General features: G+C 59.2%; 20 protein-coding genes and 1 tRNA gene. 6 read left to right on the forward strand and 15 right to left on the reverse strand.

What is annotated here, in order from left to right:
- Positions 1-3 precede the first annotated feature (3 nt).
- Together ACSQ3F_RS02390 and ACSQ3F_RS02395 are read left to right on the forward strand one after the other, a co-directional pair.
- Positions 4-159, forward strand: coding sequence for a DUF3309 family protein (locus tag ACSQ3F_RS02390; RefSeq protein ID WP_436098751.1), 156 nt, complete (start codon positions 4-6; stop codon positions 157-159).
- 54 nt (positions 160-213) lie between these two features.
- Positions 214-462, forward strand: a complete 249-nt coding sequence (locus tag ACSQ3F_RS02395) for a YMGG-like glycine zipper-containing protein (RefSeq protein WP_436098752.1) — start codon at positions 214-216, stop codon at positions 460-462.
- Between the two features lie 94 nt (positions 463-556).
- Here ACSQ3F_RS02395 and ACSQ3F_RS02400 read toward each other — a convergent pair whose 3' ends face one another.
- On the reverse strand, positions 557-751 hold the full coding sequence (locus ACSQ3F_RS02400; protein WP_037119577.1) for a NepR family anti-sigma factor: 195 nt from the start codon (positions 749-751) through the stop codon (positions 557-559).
- 248 nt (positions 752-999) lie between these two features.
- On the opposite strand from ACSQ3F_RS02400, the gene ACSQ3F_RS02405 reads away from it, so the two are divergent.
- Positions 1,000-1,797 carry a response regulator gene (locus ACSQ3F_RS02405; RefSeq protein WP_436098753.1) on the forward strand — a complete coding sequence of 266 codons (798 nt, stop codon included), beginning with the start codon at positions 1,000-1,002 and terminating at the stop codon, positions 1,795-1,797.
- A gap of 69 nt (positions 1,798-1,866) precedes the next feature.
- On the opposite strand, the gene ACSQ3F_RS02410 is transcribed toward ACSQ3F_RS02405, so the two are convergent.
- The 8 genes from ACSQ3F_RS02410 to ACSQ3F_RS02445 all read right to left on the reverse strand — a co-directional run bounded on the left by ACSQ3F_RS02410 (position 1,867) and on the right by ACSQ3F_RS02445 (position 9,836).
- Positions 1,867-3,003 carry an AI-2E family transporter gene (locus ACSQ3F_RS02410; RefSeq protein WP_436098754.1) on the reverse strand — a complete coding sequence of 379 codons (1,137 nt, stop codon included), beginning with the start codon at positions 3,001-3,003 and terminating at the stop codon, positions 1,867-1,869.
- 663 nt (positions 3,004-3,666) lie between these two features.
- Positions 3,667-3,837: a hypothetical protein gene (locus tag ACSQ3F_RS02415; protein ID WP_436098755.1), complete on the reverse strand. Its 171-nt coding sequence runs from the start codon at positions 3,835-3,837 to the stop codon at positions 3,667-3,669.
- A gap of 221 nt (positions 3,838-4,058) precedes the next feature.
- Positions 4,059-4,403, reverse strand: coding sequence for a RidA family protein (locus ACSQ3F_RS02420; protein WP_436098756.1), 345 nt, complete (start codon positions 4,401-4,403; stop codon positions 4,059-4,061).
- A gap of 161 nt (positions 4,404-4,564) precedes the next feature.
- A complete protein-coding gene (locus ACSQ3F_RS02425) occupies positions 4,565-5,389 on the reverse strand; it encodes a dipeptide ABC transporter ATP-binding protein (RefSeq protein WP_436098757.1) in 825 nt (274 codons plus the stop codon).
- Positions 5,389-6,240, reverse strand: coding sequence for an ABC transporter ATP-binding protein (locus ACSQ3F_RS02430; RefSeq protein WP_436098758.1), 852 nt, complete (start codon positions 6,238-6,240; stop codon positions 5,389-5,391). The genes ACSQ3F_RS02425 and ACSQ3F_RS02430 overlap by 1 nt, the downstream gene beginning before the upstream one ends.
- Entirely contained in the window at positions 6,240-7,133 is an 894-nt protein-coding gene (locus ACSQ3F_RS02435; RefSeq protein ID WP_436098759.1) for an ABC transporter permease subunit, read from the reverse strand. The genes ACSQ3F_RS02430 and ACSQ3F_RS02435 overlap by 1 nt, the downstream gene beginning before the upstream one ends.
- A 9-nt stretch (positions 7,134-7,142) precedes the next feature.
- Complete coding sequence (locus ACSQ3F_RS02440; RefSeq protein WP_436098760.1) at positions 7,143-8,147, reverse strand: ABC transporter permease subunit; 1,005 nt, start codon at positions 8,145-8,147, stop codon at positions 7,143-7,145.
- 93 nt (positions 8,148-8,240) lie between these two features.
- Positions 8,241-9,836, reverse strand: a complete 1,596-nt coding sequence (locus ACSQ3F_RS02445; RefSeq protein WP_436098761.1) for an ABC transporter substrate-binding protein — start codon at positions 9,834-9,836, stop codon at positions 8,241-8,243.
- Positions 9,837-10,321: 485 nt separating this feature from the next.
- Here ACSQ3F_RS02445 and ACSQ3F_RS02450 point away from each other — a divergent pair, with 485 nt between their 5' ends.
- The gene (locus ACSQ3F_RS02450; RefSeq protein WP_436098762.1) at positions 10,322-11,032 is read left to right on the forward strand and encodes a helix-turn-helix domain-containing protein; all 711 of its coding nucleotides are present in this window, start codon (positions 10,322-10,324) and stop codon (positions 11,030-11,032) included.
- A gap of 81 nt (positions 11,033-11,113) precedes the next feature.
- Positions 11,114-11,503 carry a response regulator gene (locus ACSQ3F_RS02455; RefSeq protein ID WP_436098763.1) on the forward strand — a complete coding sequence of 130 codons (390 nt, stop codon included), beginning with the start codon at positions 11,114-11,116 and terminating at the stop codon, positions 11,501-11,503.
- 55 nt (positions 11,504-11,558) lie between these two features.
- On the opposite strand, the gene rirA is transcribed toward ACSQ3F_RS02455, so the two are convergent.
- The 4 genes from rirA to ACSQ3F_RS02475 all read right to left on the reverse strand — a co-directional run bounded on the left by rirA (position 11,559) and on the right by ACSQ3F_RS02475 (position 16,112).
- A complete protein-coding gene (rirA, locus tag ACSQ3F_RS02460; RefSeq protein ID WP_436098764.1) occupies positions 11,559-12,020 on the reverse strand; it encodes an iron-responsive transcriptional regulator RirA in 462 nt (153 codons plus the stop codon).
- 276 nt (positions 12,021-12,296) lie between these two features.
- Positions 12,297-13,355: a M48 family metallopeptidase gene (locus ACSQ3F_RS02465; protein WP_436098765.1), complete on the reverse strand. Its 1,059-nt coding sequence runs from the start codon at positions 13,353-13,355 to the stop codon at positions 12,297-12,299.
- On the reverse strand, positions 13,345-14,436 hold the full coding sequence (locus ACSQ3F_RS02470) for a YjgN family protein (protein WP_436098766.1): 1,092 nt from the start codon (positions 14,434-14,436) through the stop codon (positions 13,345-13,347). The genes ACSQ3F_RS02465 and ACSQ3F_RS02470 overlap by 11 nt, the downstream gene beginning before the upstream one ends.
- Positions 14,437-14,615: 179 nt before the next feature.
- The gene (locus tag ACSQ3F_RS02475) at positions 14,616-16,112 is read right to left on the reverse strand and encodes a CoA-acylating methylmalonate-semialdehyde dehydrogenase (RefSeq protein ID WP_436098767.1); all 1,497 of its coding nucleotides are present in this window, start codon (positions 16,110-16,112) and stop codon (positions 14,616-14,618) included.
- 273 nt (positions 16,113-16,385) lie between these two features.
- Between ACSQ3F_RS02475 and ACSQ3F_RS02480 the strand changes: the two genes are divergently transcribed.
- Positions 16,386-17,267, forward strand: coding sequence for a LysR family transcriptional regulator (locus ACSQ3F_RS02480; protein ID WP_436098768.1), 882 nt, complete (start codon positions 16,386-16,388; stop codon positions 17,265-17,267).
- Between the two features lie 98 nt (positions 17,268-17,365).
- On the opposite strand, the gene ACSQ3F_RS02485 is transcribed toward ACSQ3F_RS02480, so the two are convergent.
- Positions 17,366-17,442: transfer RNA gene (locus ACSQ3F_RS02485), tRNA-His, on the reverse strand.
- Positions 17,443-17,609: 167 nt separating this feature from the next.
- Positions 17,610-18,059, reverse strand: coding sequence for a phasin (locus ACSQ3F_RS02490; protein WP_436098769.1), 450 nt, complete (start codon positions 18,057-18,059; stop codon positions 17,610-17,612).
- Positions 18,060-18,199 lie beyond the last annotated feature (140 nt).

Raw genomic sequence — 18,199 nt, forward strand, 5'->3', positions numbered from 1 at the left:
ATCATGCTCGGTACAATACTCCTGATCGTCCTCATTCTTTTGCTGATCGGTGCGCTTCCGAGTTGGGGCCACAGCCGCAATTGGGGCTACGGCCCCTCGGGTGGTCTCGGGCTGGTCGTCATCATCCTCCTCATACTCGTTCTGACGGGCCGTATCTGATCGGCCGCCTTGTTTCCCGTTAGATTGTCAACGCCCCTTGAAAAGGAAGCCATCATGAAAAAGATCCTCCTCGCAGTTGCCCTCATCCTTCCCCTCGCAGCCTGCACGCAGACGGAAAAAGGTGCCGGTATCGGCGCGGCATCGGGCGCCATCATAGGCGGCGTGGCAACCGGAAATGTTCGTGGCGCGGCAGTGGGCGCTGCGGTCGGCGGTGTCGCCGGCGCATTGATCGGCAATGCAAGCGAGCCTGGCCAGTGCTATTACCGCGATCGCTACGGCCGGCGCTATATTGCAGCCTGCTGATCATCGCATCGGCAATAGCCTGAAATACAGGAAAACGGGCTTCGGCCCGTTTTTTTGTGTGATGGTGTCAAAGGGTCAATTGCTAAATGGTGCGTCAACGACGCGATTTGCCGGTTTGCTCCGCCTTGTCCAGCTTTTCGAGAAGATCGAGAAACAAGTCGGGGATCGGCTCCTGCTCGACCGCGCTGTAAAGAGCCCTCAGTTTGGAGGCAATCTGGTTGTTAGGGTCCATCATGCCACCACCAGCCCTGCCTCCGGCCCGCCGCCGATTTTCCGGGATGTCACTCATAAACGTCTCAACTCCTGACACCGCGGCGGCAATCGCCGGGCGGCGACGCATCCACGCATAATTTTGCTACGCTCAAAACCTTGATATATTCCGAATTTTTAGGGGTTTCGCTTCGGTCTGCGCTTAATTCGTCCCGCTTCAAAACTTCCCATAAACCATAAAACATGTTCAAACCAATGCCGGTTTCGACTCACATTAGCGTCGGGCACCGGAAAATCTCGGCGCCATCATACTCAAGGAAGTCCTAAATGTCACTTTCCACGCGGATCGCAGCCCATCTCCCCTATCTGCGCCGCTTCTCCCGCGCGGTGACCGGATCGCAGGCTTCGGGCGATGCCTACGTGGCGGCGGTGCTGGAGGCGCTGATCGCCGACATCACGCTTTTTCCGCAGGGGACCAATGACCGGGTCAACCTGTTCAAGCTGTTTTGCTCGCTGTTCGAGACAATCTCCATCGATCTCCCGGACACTTCTTCGCCCTTCAGCTGGGAAAAGCGCGCAGCAGCGAACCTTTCGATGATGCCGCCCGCCGCCCGCAAGGCGTTCCTTCTCGTCTCCGTCGAAGGGTTCACGCCGGACGAGGCGGCCGACATCCTTGGCATTACCGGCAACGACGTCGCTGCGCTGTTGCGCGAAGCTTCGGAAGACATTTCCAGACAGGTCGCGACCGAAATCCTCATCATCGAAGACGAACCGCTGATTGCGATGGATATCGAGGATATGGTGACGAGCCTCGGTCACAAGGTCGCCGGCGTGGCAAGAACCTATAGCGAAGCCATTACGCTTTTCGAGAAGACCACGCCGAAGATGATTCTTGCCGATATCCAGCTCGCCGACGGCAGCTCCGGCATCGATGCGGTCAATGATATCCTGAAGAGCACTGCGATCCCGGTGATTTTCATCACCGCTTTCCCGGAACGTCTGCTGACCGGCACGAAACCGGAGCCGGCCTTTCTTGTCACCAAGCCGTTCAATCCGGAGATGGTCAAGGCGCTGATCAGCCAGGCTCTGTTCTTCGACGAAAACGCCCGCTCGGGCAAACGCTAACGCGCCACTCGCGCCCGCCACCTCTGCGTCGCGGGCGATCATCGCAAGACGACGAAGCAATCGCCCTCCTTATCCTGGAAGCTGCCGTTCCGGCGGGCCGGTCCGTATCTCGTTGAAGATCGTCATTGCGATCAGCGACAGCGGGAGTGCCAGCATGGCGCCGACCGCGCCCCACATCCACGTCCAGAATATGATTGCCAGGAAGACCAGAAACGGGTTGATCTCCAGCCTGTGCCCCAGGATCGCCGGCGTCACCAGGTTTTCCATCACCAGATGTAGCACGAAGAATGCGGCAGCCGGCGCAAGCGCCAGCAACAGCGCGTCGTGGGTCATCAGGCCAGCGCACAGAAGCGCGATCGTCATCGCCGTTACGCCGAGATACGGAATGAAGCTGGAGACGAAGGCGAACAGCCCCCAAAGCGGCGCCACCGCCAGACCGCCGACAAATGCGATCGCCGCGGTGATGGCACCAAGTATCAGATAAATCACGCTTGCGGTCGCAAAATAGAACCCGACCGCATTTTCGGTGGCGTTCATGATCCGGATTGCAGCAAGGCGGCGATCGCGTGTTGCAAAGGCGAGAATGATGGTCTTGCGCAGATGCGCGCGACCCACCAGGAAGAGCCCGAGCGCTGCCAGAAAGATCAGCGTCTGGATGAAAGCCGGCGTGACCCCGGATGCGACAAATCCGAGCATGGTGCCGGCATTCTGGATAGCGACGTCGGTCACGGCTTTTTCATCCGTGCCGGCAATCGCCACCTTTACCCATTCGAACCGCTCAATATAGGGAAGAATCCGCTCAAACGTCCGCTCAAGGATGCCGGGCGCCTGCCCGGCAAGCGACGTCAACGGCTCGATCAGCGCGTTGATCAGAAAGAAAAGCCCGAAGACGAAGATGATGGCGAGCAAAAGTCCGCCAAGAACGGGCGGCAGTCCGAATTTTGCCAGCCGATCTGCGGCAAGCCCCAGAACCATGCCGACGACGATGGCAAGCGTGACCGGCATGAGGATCGCCTCCATCATGTAGATTGCCGTCGAAGCGAAGATGACGAATGTTCCGACAATGCTCCAGGAAACCACCAGGTCGAGCCCGGTTTTCGGCGACGTTTCCGGGATAGCGGCCTCGGCCGCGTGCGCCTCGATCTCAGCCTGTCTCAAATGCTGTCGTTGCTTGAAAATCCCACTCCCCGGCAAGGCAGCACTCATTTTTTATCTCTCCAAAAATCCGGCATTTACCGGACTGACACTTGCCATCCATGTGCGGAAAACGTCGAAGCGGCGTGACGGCTTCGGCTCCATCTCCGGCATCTCATAACGGCTTGCCGGGCCAAAGGTTCCAATGCCCTATGGAACAGGGCGAAAGGGAACGATTGCCGTTTCCGCGCGTTTGTCGACTGCAAGGTCGTGAGATTTGAGACACCCAGCGAATGCAACGGTCGCGGCGACGGAATGTTTCCCGAAACCGAGGGAACATCGAGTTGCGGCGACCTGACGCTGAAGCTCAAGGCGCCCGCCAAGTGACAAGCGCGACGTTGACCTCCTCTCGGCCTTTCGAACCTTGTTTCCCAAAACTCATGGGGGAAGCCCTCGCGCTTTCCCCCTTTTTTTTTCACCTCAAACCGGAAAGGTCATGCACGCACGCGTGCCGGGCGCGTAGCTGCGATCATATGTCAACTCCGCCGATCGCCCGGTCACCATCCCCAGCCCCGTTGCATGGCGGTCAAGCGCTCGTCTCGCTCGAGCCATTCGCTCCCGCAACGAGCGCGAGAACGAGATCAAGGTTCAATTTTTGATGAACAGCTCACACTGCGTCCGTACAGCGTTTGCCGGAAAAGAAAACCGTTTGTACGTCAATGCCCACGCGCAACTTCAATGTCGCTCCGGGGGAAAAACATGAAGCGTCAATGAGAACAGGCCAAGGCCCAGGGCCACCACGATCAGCGTATTGGCAATGTCCTCCGACGTTGCGGGCAGGAGACCAAAGCCCAGAACCGCACCAATGAACAGGAACAGGCATAGCCTTGGCAACCAGTACAGCATGGCACATTCCCTTCTGGTTGAGCGCATTCCGGAGAAATTCACTGGCTAACGCGGGAGCCATCGATTTGTTCCGCTCCACTGACGGAGCGCAGAGAACTAACACGGCCAAACCGGAGGGCCACGATTATTCTCTTGCGAAGATAAAAAGCCGGCGTCCCTGGAGGCGCCGGCTCGAATTCCGCGTGCGGGACCGGCAAGCCGATCCCATCATTTCCTACGCCTTAAAGAGCGGCGATAGCGATAACTTCGACGAGGTATTCCGGGCTTGCGAGCTTGGCTTCGCCGGTCGCGCGCGCCGGGGTGTTGCCCTGCGATGCCCAGGCATCCCAGACGGCGTTCATCTTCGGGAAATCGACCATGTCGGCAAGCCAGATGGTCGCCGAGAGGATACGGCTCTTGTCCGTGCCTGCGAGCGCCAGCAGACGATCAACTTCGGCGAGCGCTTGCTTGGTCTGGGTCGCAACGTCGTCACCGGCATTGCCAACCTGGCCGGCGAGGTAGACCGTGCCGTTGTGCACGACAGCCTGGCTCATGCGCGGGCCGGTTTCGAAGCGTTTGATGTCCATCTTCATAGTCCTCGTGATGTGCGGCGGGCCGCATCTGTGATTGTTGTGACGCAGGCGATTTATCGCAGATTTCCCGCAAGCGAAACCGTCATTGCGAAAAAGTCGGCGTCATTCCGCGTCAGTTGGAGTGCCGGCCCATGACAGGCACCCCATCGCCGGGATCAGGCAGCTTTCCGGGCAAGGCGCGCCTTGATGCTGTCGACATCGGCGCGTGGCGTCGCAGCGAAAAGTGTCTTGGTATAGCTGTGCTTCGGATCGCTGAAGACGTCCTCGCGGCTGCCATATTCCACGGCTTCGCCGTAATACATGACCATCACGTCGTCGGCGATATAGCGCACCACCGACAGGTCGTGGCTGATGAAGACATAGGTCAGCTGGAATTCGTCCTGCAGATCGGCGAGCAGGTTCAAGACCTGGGCCTGCACTGAGAGGTCGAGCGCCGAAACCGGCTCGTCCAGCACCAGAAGCCGCGGGTTGAGCATCAGGGCGCGGGCGATGGCGATGCGCTGGCGTTGGCCGCCGGAGAACATGTGCGGATAGCGGCCGTAATGCTTTTCCTCAAGCCCGACTTTCTTCAGCATGGCCATGGCCTTGTCGCGCCGCTCGTCCGCCTTCATCTTGGTATTGATGATCAGCGGCTCGGTGAGGATTTCACCGATCTTCTTGCGCGGATTGAGCGTGCCGTAGGGATTCTGGAAAACGATCTGCACCTTGCGGCGCATTTCCGCGGTCAGGCCGTCCTTGGCAATATCGACCTTTTCCCCGTCGATCAGCATCTCGCCCGAGGTGGCCGGATCGATCATGGTGACGATCCGGGCCAGGGTCGACTTGCCGCAGCCGCTCTCGCCGACGATGGCAAGCGTCTTGCCCTGTTCGACTGTGAAACTGACGCCCTTCACGGCATGAACGATCTTGCCCTTCCTGAGAAGGCTGCCCGGGATATGATAATCGCGGACGAGGTTTCTCGCTTCGAGAACAGGGGTCATTATACAGCTCCTGCAAAGATCTGGTCGTCGCTGAGAAACTCAGCAATCGTCGGCAACCGGTCGCCGGTGGCATTGTCCGGCAAGGCCGAAAGAAGCGCCCGCGTGTAGGTGCTCTTCGGGGATTCGAACAGCGACAGCACGTCCGCCTCCTCGATCTTGCGGCCCTTGTACTGGACGATGACACGGTCGGCGGTTTCAGCCACCACGCCCATATTGTGGGTAATAATGATCATCCCCATGCCCTGCTCGGCCTGCAGCCGCATCAGGAGGTCCAGAATCTGCTTCTGGATCGTCACATCGAGCGCGGTCGTCGGCTCGTCGGCGATCAGCAGTTTCGGATTGCAGGACAAAGCAATCGCGATCATGACACGCTGGCACTGGCCGCCGGACATCTGGTGCGGGTAATGGCTCAGCCGTTCGGCCGGATTGGGAATGCCCACCAGCTCGAAGAGCTCGATGGCACGCGCCCTGCGGGCCGCCTTGTCGAGACCGAGATGGATGCGCAGCACCTCCTCGATCTGGAAACCGACCGTAAAGCACGGATTGAGGCTGGCGATCGGTTCCTGGAAGATCATGGCAATATCCTTGCCGACGATCCTGCGACGTTCGGACGGCGACAGGCCGAGGAGATCGATGCCATGGAACTGCAGCTTGTCTGCCGTCACCTTCGCGGTCCAGGGCAAGAGGCCCATGGCCGCGAGCATGGACACGGACTTGCCCGATCCGGACTCGCCGACGATCGCCAGCACTTCACCGGCGTCCACCTTCAGCGACACGCCATCTACGGCACGGAACGGACCGGACGCCGTCTGGAATTCGACAACCAGATTTTCGACTTCAAGAAGGGACATCACGACCTCTTTAACTTGGGATCAAGCGCATCGCGCAGGCCGTCCCCCATCAGGTTGATGGCAAGAACGGTGATGAGAATGGCAAGGCCCGGGAAGGTAACGACCCACCAGGCGCGCTGGATGAATTCGCGCGCCTCGGCCAGCATCGTTCCCCATTCCGGCGTCGGCGGCTGGGCGCCCATGCCGAGGAAACCGAGGGCCGCCGCATCGAGGATCGCAGCCGAGAAGGCAAGCGTCGCCTGAACGATCAGCGGCGCAAGGCAATTGGGCAGGATGGTCAGGAACATCAAACGCAGCGTACCAGCACCCGCCACTTTCGAGGCGATAACATAATCCTTGGTACGCTCGGTCATGACTGCCGCCCGCGTCAGGCGCACGAAATGCGGCAGGTTGACGAGCGAGATCGCGATCATCGCGTTGACCAGCCCGGGACCAAGGACCGCAACAAGCACGAGGGCGAGAAGCAGCGACGGGAACGCCAGGATGATGTCCATGACGCGCATGATGATCGTATCGGTACGGCCACGGAAATAGCCGGCGATCAGACCGACGAGCACGCCTGAGACGACCGAAAGGCTGACCACCACGACGCCGATGAACAGCGAGAAGCGGGCGCCGTAAATCAGGCGCGACAGGATATCGCGCCCGACGGCATCGGTTCCGAGAAAATAGGTCAGCCTGCCGCCTTCGACCCAGGCCGGCGGCAACAACAGGACCTCGCGGTTTTGAATGGTTGGGCTATGCGGCGCCACGAACGCCGCGAACACTGCGAGCAAAAGGATGATTAAGAAGACCGCAAAGCCGATCACGGCGCCCTTGTTGCGCGAGAAATAGAACCAGAACTCGGCAAGGCCGGTCGGCGGCGTGATGGTTTTGATTTCGACGACAGCCATCGGACCCTCCTAGTACCGGATACGCGGATTGATGAACCCGTAGAGCACATCGACAATGAGGTTCACGACCATGATCACGGCGGCGATCAGCATCAGGCCGCCCTGCACGACCTGGTAGTCGCGTTTGAAGACCGAATCGACCATCCACTTGCCAATGCCCGGCCACGAGAAGATGGTTTCGGTCAGGATCGCGCCGGCGAGCAGAACCCCCACCTGAAGTCCGATGGTGGTGACGACCGGGATAAGGGCATTGCGCAGCGCGTGGACGCCGATCACCCGGAACGGCGACAGACCCTTCGAGCGGGCCGTGCGGACATAATCCTCGCCAAGCACTTCCAGCATAGCAGAGCGTGTCTGGCGGGCAATGACGGCAAGCGGAATGGTCGCAAGCACGATGGTCGGCAGGATCAGATAGATTACCGCCGACTTGAAGGCGCCGGACTGGCCAGAGAGTAGGCTGTCAATCAACATGAAGCCGGTGACCTGCGGGAAGAAGAACATCAGCGAGATACGGCCCGAGACGGGCGTCCAGCCGAGATAGCCCGAGAAGAAGATGACGAGCAACAGCCCCCACCAGAAGATCGGCATGGAATAACCGACCAGCGCGGTGCCCATCAGGGTCTGATCGAGCCAGGTGCCGCGCTTGACCGCAGCCAGGACGCCGGCCGGAACGCCGAGAGCGACGGCCAGAATGATGGCGCAGAGCGACAGCTCGACAGTTGCCGGAAACAATTGCAGGAAGTCGTCGAGCACGGCGCGTTTGGTGACGATCGAACTTCCGAAATCGCCCTGCAACAGGTTCACGAGATAGTCGAAATACTGGATGTAGATCGGCCGGTCGAGACCGAGATCCGCCATCAGCTGGGCATGACGTTCGGGAGACATCACACGCTCGCCCGACATCAGCATCACCGGATCACCGGGCAGCAGGCGGATGAACGAGAAGGCAATAATGGAAACCCCGATGAAGGTGGGGATCAGGACGGCGAGCCGTCCAAAGATAAAGCGCAACATGGGCGTTTAGTCCAATTGTAAAAACCGGCGGCCCGAAACATTCGAGCCGCCGGAATTGCTACCGCGGATGCGGCAGACATAGTTTATATTAGATTACTCTGCGATATCCACACCGTTGAAGCGGTGAATGCCGAGTGGGTCCATGACGAAGCCGGAGACCTTCTTGCTCAGCGGAACGAAGACGAGCGAGTGGTCGAGCGTGTTCCAGGGCGCTTCCTTCTTGAAGATCACCTGGGCTTCTTCATAGTACTTCGTGCGTTCTGCGACGTCGGCGGTTGCCTTCGCCTTGGTCATCAGATCATCGAACTCCTTGTTGCACCACTGAGCGCGGTTGTTGCCGCCGACGGCGTCGCAACCGAGCAGGGTGTCAAGGAAGTTGTCCGGGTCGCCGTTGTCGCCGGTCCAGCCGAGGATGGCCGCACCGTCGCGGTCCTTGGCGGAGGAGAGCTTCAGGTATTCGGCCCATTCATAGGAGACGATTTCGACGGTCACACCGATCGCGGCCAGATCGGCCTGCATCAGTTCTGCTGCGCGGCGCGCGTTCAGCATGTACGGACGGGCGACCGGCATGGCCCAGATCTTCATCTTGAGGTCCGAAACGCCAGCATCGGCCAGCATCTTCTTTGCTGCTTCCGGATCGTACTTGTCGTCTTCAATGGCGTCGTTATAGGACCACATCGTCGGCGGGATCGGGTTCTTGGCGACCTTTGCGGCCCCCTGGAACACGGCATCGACGATGGCCTGCTTGTTGACGGCCATGTTGAGCGCCTTGCGCACTTCAGCCTTGTCGAATGGCGCAACGAGCGTGTTGTAGGCGAGGTAGGAAACGTTCAGGCCTTCCTGCTCGAGAACCGTCAGGTTCTCGTCCTTCTTCAGCTCGGCAACGTCGGCTGCGTTCGGATAGGGCATGACGTGGCATTCGCCGGCCTTGAGCTTCTGCGCGCGGATCGCGGCATCGGTGGTGATGGCGAAAACGAGGTCGTCGATCTTTTCCTTGCCGGCCCAGTAATCCGGGTTGGCCTTGTAGCGGATCGCGGCGTCCGTCTGGTAGGCGACGAAGGTGAACGGACCGGTGCCGAGCGGCTGCTGGTTCATCAGCTCCATCTTGCCGTCGGCGGCGAGCTTGTCGGCATATTCCTTCGACAGGATCGACGCGAAATCCATGCCGAGGTTTGCGAGGAACGGCGCCTCGGCGCGCTTCAGCTTGAACTTGACCGTCAGGTCATCGACCTTGGTGATCGACTCGATCAGGTCCGGGAGACCCATGCCCGAGAAATATTCCCAGGAAGCGCCGGCAACATACTTGTTCCACGGGTTGTCAGCCTTGTACTGGCGCTCGAACGAGAAGATGACGTCGTCAGCATTGAATTCGCGCGTCGGCGTGAAGAATTCGGTGGTCTGGAACTTGACGCCAGGGCGCAGCTTGAAGGTGTATTCGGTGCCGTCGGCGGATACTTCATAGCTTTCAGCGAGGCCGGGTTCGATCTCCGTCGAGCCATGCTTGAACTCCACTAGGCGGTTGTAGACCGTGCGCGACGACGCGTCGAAAGTCTGGCCGGCCGTGTAGAGGCCCGGATCGAAGCCTTCCGGCGATGCTTCAGAGCAATAAACCAATGTCTTCGACCATGCAGAACCGGCCATCAACGTGGCGATTGCGGTTGCTGCAAGGAGAGTAGAGAGCTTTTTCATGAGCTTGTTTCCCAGTTTTGTTCTTGTTCTCATATTTTTCCGACGCAGAACGCCATTGCTTCCGGTCAAGGCCGGATGGAACGACATTTGATCGGGCATTGCAATAAGCGTCCAAAAAAAATTGTCCAATTGGAAAATTCTTCCGGATATGACAACGAGGGCGCTATGCACGACTTTCTTTTCGCCGCGCGCTCCATCGGCCGAATCGATTTCGTTTTACCGTCAATGTCAATCCCAATTTACACGGATAGCGATCAGGTCGCCGTCATGGCATACCCCTTCTGCGGGGCAGGGAGGACTGCCATGCCGAAGTCTGCCAGGCGGGGATAGACGAAGCGACCATAGGCAGTCCCCCTCTTCCCGCCAATCTCCCGATCGTGAAGCTTCAAAACCGCGCACAACTGCCTTTTTCGCTGAACTGCCAGTTGCGTAAAGTGATCCGCGCGTTACACTCTTATTGCGGGGACACTGGGGACGGCGGCGTCGTGGCAACCCTTTTGAAAAACCACCGGCGATACGACTTCGACAACGATTTGGAGAAAGCTCTCAATCGGGTCGATTTCTTTCGAATTTTCCATACGATGTCGCTGCGTTTCGGCTTCGACCATTTCGGCATCCTGCAACTCGGAAACGAAGGTGACGCCTGCATGCTGTCGAACCGGCTTGCATTGCATGACCTGCCGTCGGGCCTTGCGGAGGAGTATGACAGGCGTCATCGCTTCGGCGATTCCGTCGCCTACAAGAGCCTCCATGCGTCAACCATTCCTTCCATATGGAAAGCCGACGACCCCCATCTCGGCAAAGGCGGCAATCTGGTGGACCAGCTCGGTTTCGAAATGCTGATCTGCGTGCCGGTGACCGGCCTGAACGGCGCGCGCTACGCGGTCCTGTTTCTCGGCGATTGTGAGGACATAGACCAGCAGGCGCATTTCGAGCTCTGTTATGATGCGGTCTGCGCGTTCGACTATTTTTACCGGCTGGTCCTCTCCAACAAGGCGGGCCTGGGCCTGACGCCGAGGGAAACGGAAATACTGCGCTGGATCTCGCATGGCAAAACTGCGAGCGAGATCGCCTTGATCGTCTCCGTCTCTGAACACACGGTCAACTCGCACACGGCGACGATCCTGAAGAAACTCGACGTGGTCAACCGAACCCAGATGGTTGCCAAGGCGATCCGGGAGCAGATCATACAGTGATATCCAGATAGAAACCGGAAAGGGGCCCACAGCGCCGGCCTTCTTCATCAGTCATTCCATTAGGCGGAACAGCAGATCATCATGACAGAACCAATTCACATCTTGCTCGTTGATGATGATCCGGCCGAAAACCTGATCATGCGCGGCTTGATAAAGAGGGTTTCGAGCGCAGAAATCCGTCTGCATTATTGCGAAACGATCGATGCGGCCCTCGACTTCATCAAATCCGGGAAGCCCGTATCCATGGTGCTGATGGACAACCGGCTGCAGCCACAGGCAGATTTTCGCGAAACCGTTCCGGCCATGCGCCAACAGGGCTTCATCGGGCCGATCGGGGTGATTTCCTCATCCCTCGCCGACCCCTACTTCCAGAAGTTCGAGGAATATGGCGCCGATTTCCGCATCGACAAGGCGGAAATCGATCCGACTGCGATCGAGTTCATTCTCAGGGAATATGTGATAAGGAAATAGGGCCAGCAAAAAGCCCGGATCAACCGGGCTTTTGATGCTCCAAGCAGAGACAGCCTCAAGCGGCCGTTTTCGGATGTGTGATCTGGTCGAGGCCGAGCAGGAAGTTGATCTGCGGCCGAGCTTTCACCAGGTCGTCGATCGAATATTGCTGCAGGACCTCGAAGAAGGCATTCAGCGCCTTGCGCAATGCCGCGTTCAGGCCGCAGCTATCAACGAGCGGACAATCGATCTCACCCGCCTCGAAGCATTCCGCCATGGCAAAGCTGTCCTCGGTCACCTTGACGATGTCGAAGAGGCTGATCTCGGCGGCGGGCCTCGGCAGGCGTACACCGCCGTTACGGCCCCTCACCGTCTCGACAAGGCCGGCCTTGTTGAGTGGCTGCAGAATTTTGAACAGAAAGAGTTCGGATACGCCATAAGCCCTGGCGATTTCCGGAACGCGGCTCAAATGGCCGTCATTGGCAGCGCAATACATCAGCATGCGGACTGCGTAGTTCGTTTGCTTCGTCAGGCGCATTATTTGCTCCAAGCTTTAAATTTCTGCGCCCCTCGGTTCAAGCGAACCGCTGAGCCCTCCCTATCGGCACGTCGAAATCACAAGGTATGGCGGCGACTCTGCCGGTGATTTCATGACTGTCATACTCATATAGAACGGATCACAGTTTGGAACAATTCCAAAAAGCAGAAAATCATCTTGATGCGATCATGATCATCAGTTTCCTATGGACTGTCCACCCTTCGTCCCAGAAAAATGAGAGGACTTGGCAAGTTAAGACGAACATTCCGGACTACCCTAATCTTGACGCAACTTCGCTTGGTAATCGAGGATCGCCTTCTTGCGCTCCGGGGTGCCCGGATGTGTCGACAGGATATTTGTGCCCGACGTATCACCGAGCTTTTTCTCGAGGATTTCGAAGAAACGGGCGACGGCAGCGGGGTCGTATCCGGCCTTTTCCATCAGTTCGACCGAATGACGGTCGGCCGCGGCTTCCGCCGCTCGGGAGTAGGACAGCGCCAGCAAACCACCGCCCTGAACAAGCAGATCCTCGACACTGTCACCCACGTCGCCGGCGATCAGCATGATCAGGCCGGCCATGCCGGCGGCGCGGTAGATCTGCCTAAGACTGTGTTCCAGTTCGACATGGCCGATCTCGTGCGCCAGCACACCGATCAGCATTTCGGTGTCGTCGCCGGCAAGTTCAACCAGTTCATCGGTAATGATCAGCGTTCCATCCGGTAGCGCGAAGGCGTTCGGACCGATCGCCCCACCTTCCCGGAAGTGCAACGCATAGGCGGAGGCGCCACGCGCAGACTGGGCCGCGATACGGGCGAAACCTTCGGAAATCGCGTCCCTTTTCGCCTCGTCCAGCTTTGTTTCGTCGAGCACGGTGCGATCCAGCGTCTCCAGCGTGCTGACGGACATCATCCGCGGCACGACCGGCGGCGTGACGGCGACGGCAACCTCGACCAGAACCGGTAGTGCGCAACGGTAGACCAGGCCGGACAGAAGGAAAACCGCGGCAACGAAGATCAGCAGGCGCGGATGAAACCGCTCGAGCCGGTGTACCAGGCCTGCTCGCTTGCGCCCGTTCACAAGCAGCAAGCGATCGATCGCATCTTTGTCGGAGGTTTCGAACAGCGAACCATCGGGAAACTCGATGCGGCGGGGGATCGAACCAACCCGCGGCGAAATATCGAGGGCTGGAAAGGCGGCGAAAGCGAGCGCTGCCTCCCCCTCTTCCTCAACAGCCGCGATCTGCCCATCCCTTACGAGCAGACGGGCCTGGACAGACCGGCTGGAACTGTGCGGATGCCAATCGCCGCGGCAAATCGGCTGGTCATCAGAAGCCAAAATCGAAGCCCTCGAACTCCATGAACTCGGCGCCGACGGCGGTGCCTTCCTGCTCGACCGCCGCCAGGATTTCGCCGACGTCGCCATCGAAATGGATCGCCGTATGTCCATTGACATAACGCGCCATGCGCACAGCCGCCCACGGCCGCATCAGGCCGAGGGTCAGAACGGTAATGATAACATTGGAGATGGCAATCCACACATAGCGGAACCGCGACAGGTCGCTCTTCAGATTATGTCTGCCATCGAAAAGTGTCGACGACCAGGCAATGTTGCGGACGCCAGCACGATAGAACAGAGCTGCGATGCCGAAGGAGAGAAGCACGGCCAGATAACTGACCACCCCCAGAAGAAAGAGCGATGCGTTCATCTCGGGCGAGATCACATCCGGATTGTCGATCAGCGCCGCGATGACGGAGACATTGGCAAGAACGGCGACGCCGACGATCAGCATTCCGAGAACAATGATCAGCGCCGAAAAGAACCAGGTCTGGTAGATCGGCCCCAACCGCGGATCGGTGGCGAATGCGCGGCCGCCGTACCGCAGATTGTTGCCCATGTAGCGATACATCCAGCGGCTGGCGAGGGGTGCCAGAATGCCGAGCGACAGGACCGCCAGCACGGGGCCGGCCATGAAGGCTACGAAGGCACCGCCCATCTTGCCGGTAAAATCGAACCGGACGTTACGGTAGCTGGTGACCCGGGCGCTGAAGCGCAGGCCGCGCATGATCAGCCAGGGAAAGAAGAGGAGGATGACGGCGCCGAGCGCGAGGCCGGCGATCGGGAACGCTGTCAGCAGAATGTTGTAAACGACCAGGTAAGCGAAGACGATCAGCCGGCCGATGAAGATCTGTTTGCCCTTGGCATGATATTCGAAGGCGCGGCCGAGCAGCACCGTGTTGCCGTAGAAATAACGGTTGCGCCGCACCTTCGCCCAGGCCGAATAGATGCCGAGCGTGATGATCGTCAGGAGGATATTGACGATCCAGATGCCGAAATATTCCCTTGCATTTCCGCTAAACGATAGCCTGTAAAAATCCTGCGATGCCGCCGGCAAGGGTGCCGTTTCAGTCGTGTTCATAGTCGCCCCTCTTCCCTAACATTGAATGCAATTGAAGAAACGGCCGACTATCCCCCGATATTCGGCCGCCGGCACAAGTCTTAAACGGCCACCACCGCGGGTCAACCACGCGCTGGCGAGCACAACGAAAAAGGGCCTCCCGGGAGGAGGCCCAATTTGCGGAGGATGGGGAAGGAAGCTTACTTCATCGTCGGCATGACGAATTCAGCGCCGCCCTTGATGCCCGACGGCCAGCGGCTCGTGACCGTCTTGGTGCGGGTCCAGAACTTGATCGAGTCCGTGCCGTGCTGGTTGAGATCGCCGAAGGACGAGGACTTCCAGCCGCCGAAGGAGTGGTAGGCGAGCGGAACCGGGATCGGAACGTTGACGCCGACCATGCCGATATTGATGCGGCTTGCGAAATCGCGGGCCGCGTCGCCGTCGCGGGTGTAGATCGCGACGCCATTGCCGTATTCATGCTTCATCGGCAGGTCGAGGGCTTCCTCGTAGTTCTTGGCACGAACGACGGAGAGAACCGGTCCGAAGATTTCGGTCTTGTAGATGTCCATGTCCGGCGTGACGTTATCGAACAGGCAGCCGCCGATGAAATGGCCATTTTCATAGCCCTGCAGCTTGAAATCGCGGCCGTCGACGACGAGCTTGGCGCCTTGCTCGATACCCTTGTCGATCAGTCCCTTGATCCGGTCATGGGCTTCCTTGGTTACGACCGGACCCATGTCGGCCTTCTCGTCGGTATAGGGGCCGATGCGCAGGCTTTCGACCATCGGTGTCAGCTTTTCGATCAGGCGGTTGGCGGTTTCCTCGCCGACCGGGACGGCGACCGAGATCGCCATGCAGCGTTCGCCGGCCGAACCGTAGCCCGCCCCCATCAGGGCGTTGGCGGCCTGATCCATGTCGGCATCCGGCATGATGATCATGTGGTTCTTGGCGCCGCCAAAGCACTGGGCGCGCTTGCCGTTCATCGCAGCCGTGCCATAGACGTAGCGGGCGATCGGCGTCGAGCCGACGAAGGAAACGGCGGAGATATCTGGATGGGTCAGAATTGCATCGACCGCGCCCTTGTCGCCGTTGACGACGTTGAGGATGCCGGCAGGCAGACCTGCTTCGATCATCAGTTCGGCAAGGCGGATCGGCACGGACGGATCACGCTCGGACGGCTTCAGGATGAAGGCGTTGCCGCAGGCGATCGCCGGCGCGAACATCCACATCGGGATCATGGCCGGGAAGTTGAATGGCGTAATGCCGGCGCCGATGCCGACGGCCTGGCGGATCGAATACATATCGATGTTCGGGCCGGCGCCTTCGGTGAATTCGCTCTTGGCGAGGTGCGGGATGCCAATAACGAACTCGCAAACCTCCAGGCCGCGGACGACATCGCCCTTGGCGTCGTCGATGGTCTTGCCATGCTCGCGTGACAGCATCTCGGCCAGTTCGTTCATATGTTCGTTCAGGAGCTGAACGAACTTCATGAAGACGCGGGCGCGGCGCTGCGGGTTGGTCGCAGCCCACTTCGGCTGTGCTGCCTTGGCGTTCTGCACGGCTGCATCCATCTCCGCGTCGCTGGCAAGCGCCACGGTGGCCTGAACTTCGCCGGTTGCCGGATTGTAGACATTGCTCGTGCGGCCGCTGGTGCCGGCAACGCGCTTGCCGCCAATGAAATGACCAATCTCATACATGGGTGATCCTCCTGATCTTGATTATGGCGAGAGTGTCGCACTACAATATGCACAAATCAACGCGTGATATTCAGGAACCGTTGTGCAGGAATTGATGTCAAAACAGAGCTCGTGGATAGTTACCCCCCTCTGCCCTGTCGGGCATCTCCCCCTCAAGGGGGGAGATCGCAGGCGGCAGACATTTGAGGGAAAAGAACAATCTCCCCCCTTGAGGGGGAGATGTCACGGAGTGACAGAGGGGGGTAACTCGCCCCTCGCCAAAGGTCCGCGTTGATGAACTGGGACGACGTGCGCATGTTCCTGGCCGTGGCCCGAACCGGCCAGATCCTCGCAGCCTCGAAGCGGCTCGGCGTCAATCACGCGACGCTGAGCCGGCGGGTGACGGCGCTGGAAGAATCACTGAAGACGCGGCTTCTGATCCGCCGCACGAATGGCTGCGACCTGACGGCAGAAGGCGAGATTTTCGTGCACGCCGCCGAGCGGATGGAAACAGAGATGCTGGCCGCGCAGGCGCAGATCGGCCGTATCGACACGATGATCGCCGGCACGGTGCGCGTCGGCGCGCCGGACGGTTTCGGCGTGTCGTTCCTTGCTCCGCGCCTTGGCCGGCTGACGGCGCGTTTTCCGGAACTGCGTATCCAGCTCGTGCCTGTCCCCCGCTCCTTTTCGCTGTCGCAACGCGAAGCCGACATTGCTATCACGCTGGAACGCCCGGAACAGGGCCGGTTGATCTCCTCGAAGCTGACCGACTACACGCTCGGGCTCTACGCCTCGCAGGAGTATCTCGCCGCCAACGGAACACTCGAGACCATCGATGATCTGAAGACCCATCGCCGCATCGGTTATGTCGAGGACCTGATCTTCACGGCCTCGCTCAATTTCACCGGCGAGGTGATGCGCAGCTGGGATGCATCCTTCGAGATTTCCAGCGCAACGGGCCAGACCGAGGCGGTGCGCTCCAGCGCCGGGGTCGGCATCCTGCACAATTACATCGCCCGGCAATATCCCGAACTGATCCGCATCCTGCCGGAGACGACGATCCGGCGGGCCTACTGGACGACCTACCACGAAAGTGCCCGCGATCTCGTCCGCGTCCGCACCGTCGCCGATTTCCTTCAGGAGCTGGTGACCGCGGAACATCATATTTTTGTTTGAACGATCTCTTTGCGCTCAGGCGGGTCCAAGATAGGGGGCACAACGCCCGTTTGCAACGCGCCGGCGCGAAGGACAATTTAGAAATATGAAGGGCAAAATGGTACGGTTGGGGGGTCTCGAACCTCCGACCTCAGGTGCCACAAACCTGCGCTCTAACCAACTGAGCTACAACCGCACATAAGAGAGACACACGAAACATCGTCGGGTGCCGCTTTCCGGGTCAAATACGGGCAGTCCGTATTTTTTGCAAGACATAACTTGCCGTTTGATGTGAAAAAACCGGGTGACGGATCACCCGGTTCTCTTGATGGGGCTGCACCGGCAAACCGGCGCCGGCTTAAATCAGTTCTTCTTGAAGCCGGAGATGACCTTTTCGGCGGCGTCCTTGCCGGGCTTCGTGACGTTCTCGGCAACCTTGCGGGTGGCTTCCTGCATCGACTTCGCCTGCTCCACGGCAAGCTCGGCCTGCTTGCGGATGAAGGCGGTCTGCAGTTCGAAGAATTCGGAAACGGACTTGACGCCGAGCAGCGCTTCCAGATGCGAGAGCGAGTTCTCGGCATTGGTGCGCAGGGCTTCGATCGCCTTGAGGCCGAGTTCGACGGTGCCGGACTGGGCGCTTTCGAGCGTTGCTTCAACGGTCTTCGTCGCGTCTTCGGCGGCGGTCTTCACCTTCGCATAGGCTTCCTTCGACTGGGCGGCACCCTTTTGCGCGAAATCGCGGAAGGTCTCGGTCACCTTTGTCGGGTCGAATGCAGCCAGCGAAAAGGCATCTTCTGTTTTCTTGGTAGCCATGATCAGCGCTCCTTGGTTTGGGCCCTCTCATGAGGCACCCGTTTCAGATGATGTCTATATAGGCGATTTCGTTGTGCATTGCAATATATTTGTGCATTGCACAACAAACAAACCGGCCGGAATTAACCTTTCGCGGCGAA

Source organism: Pararhizobium sp. LjRoot238 (assembly GCF_964252955.1).
Lineage (GTDB): Bacteria > Pseudomonadota > Alphaproteobacteria > Rhizobiales > Rhizobiaceae > Pararhizobium.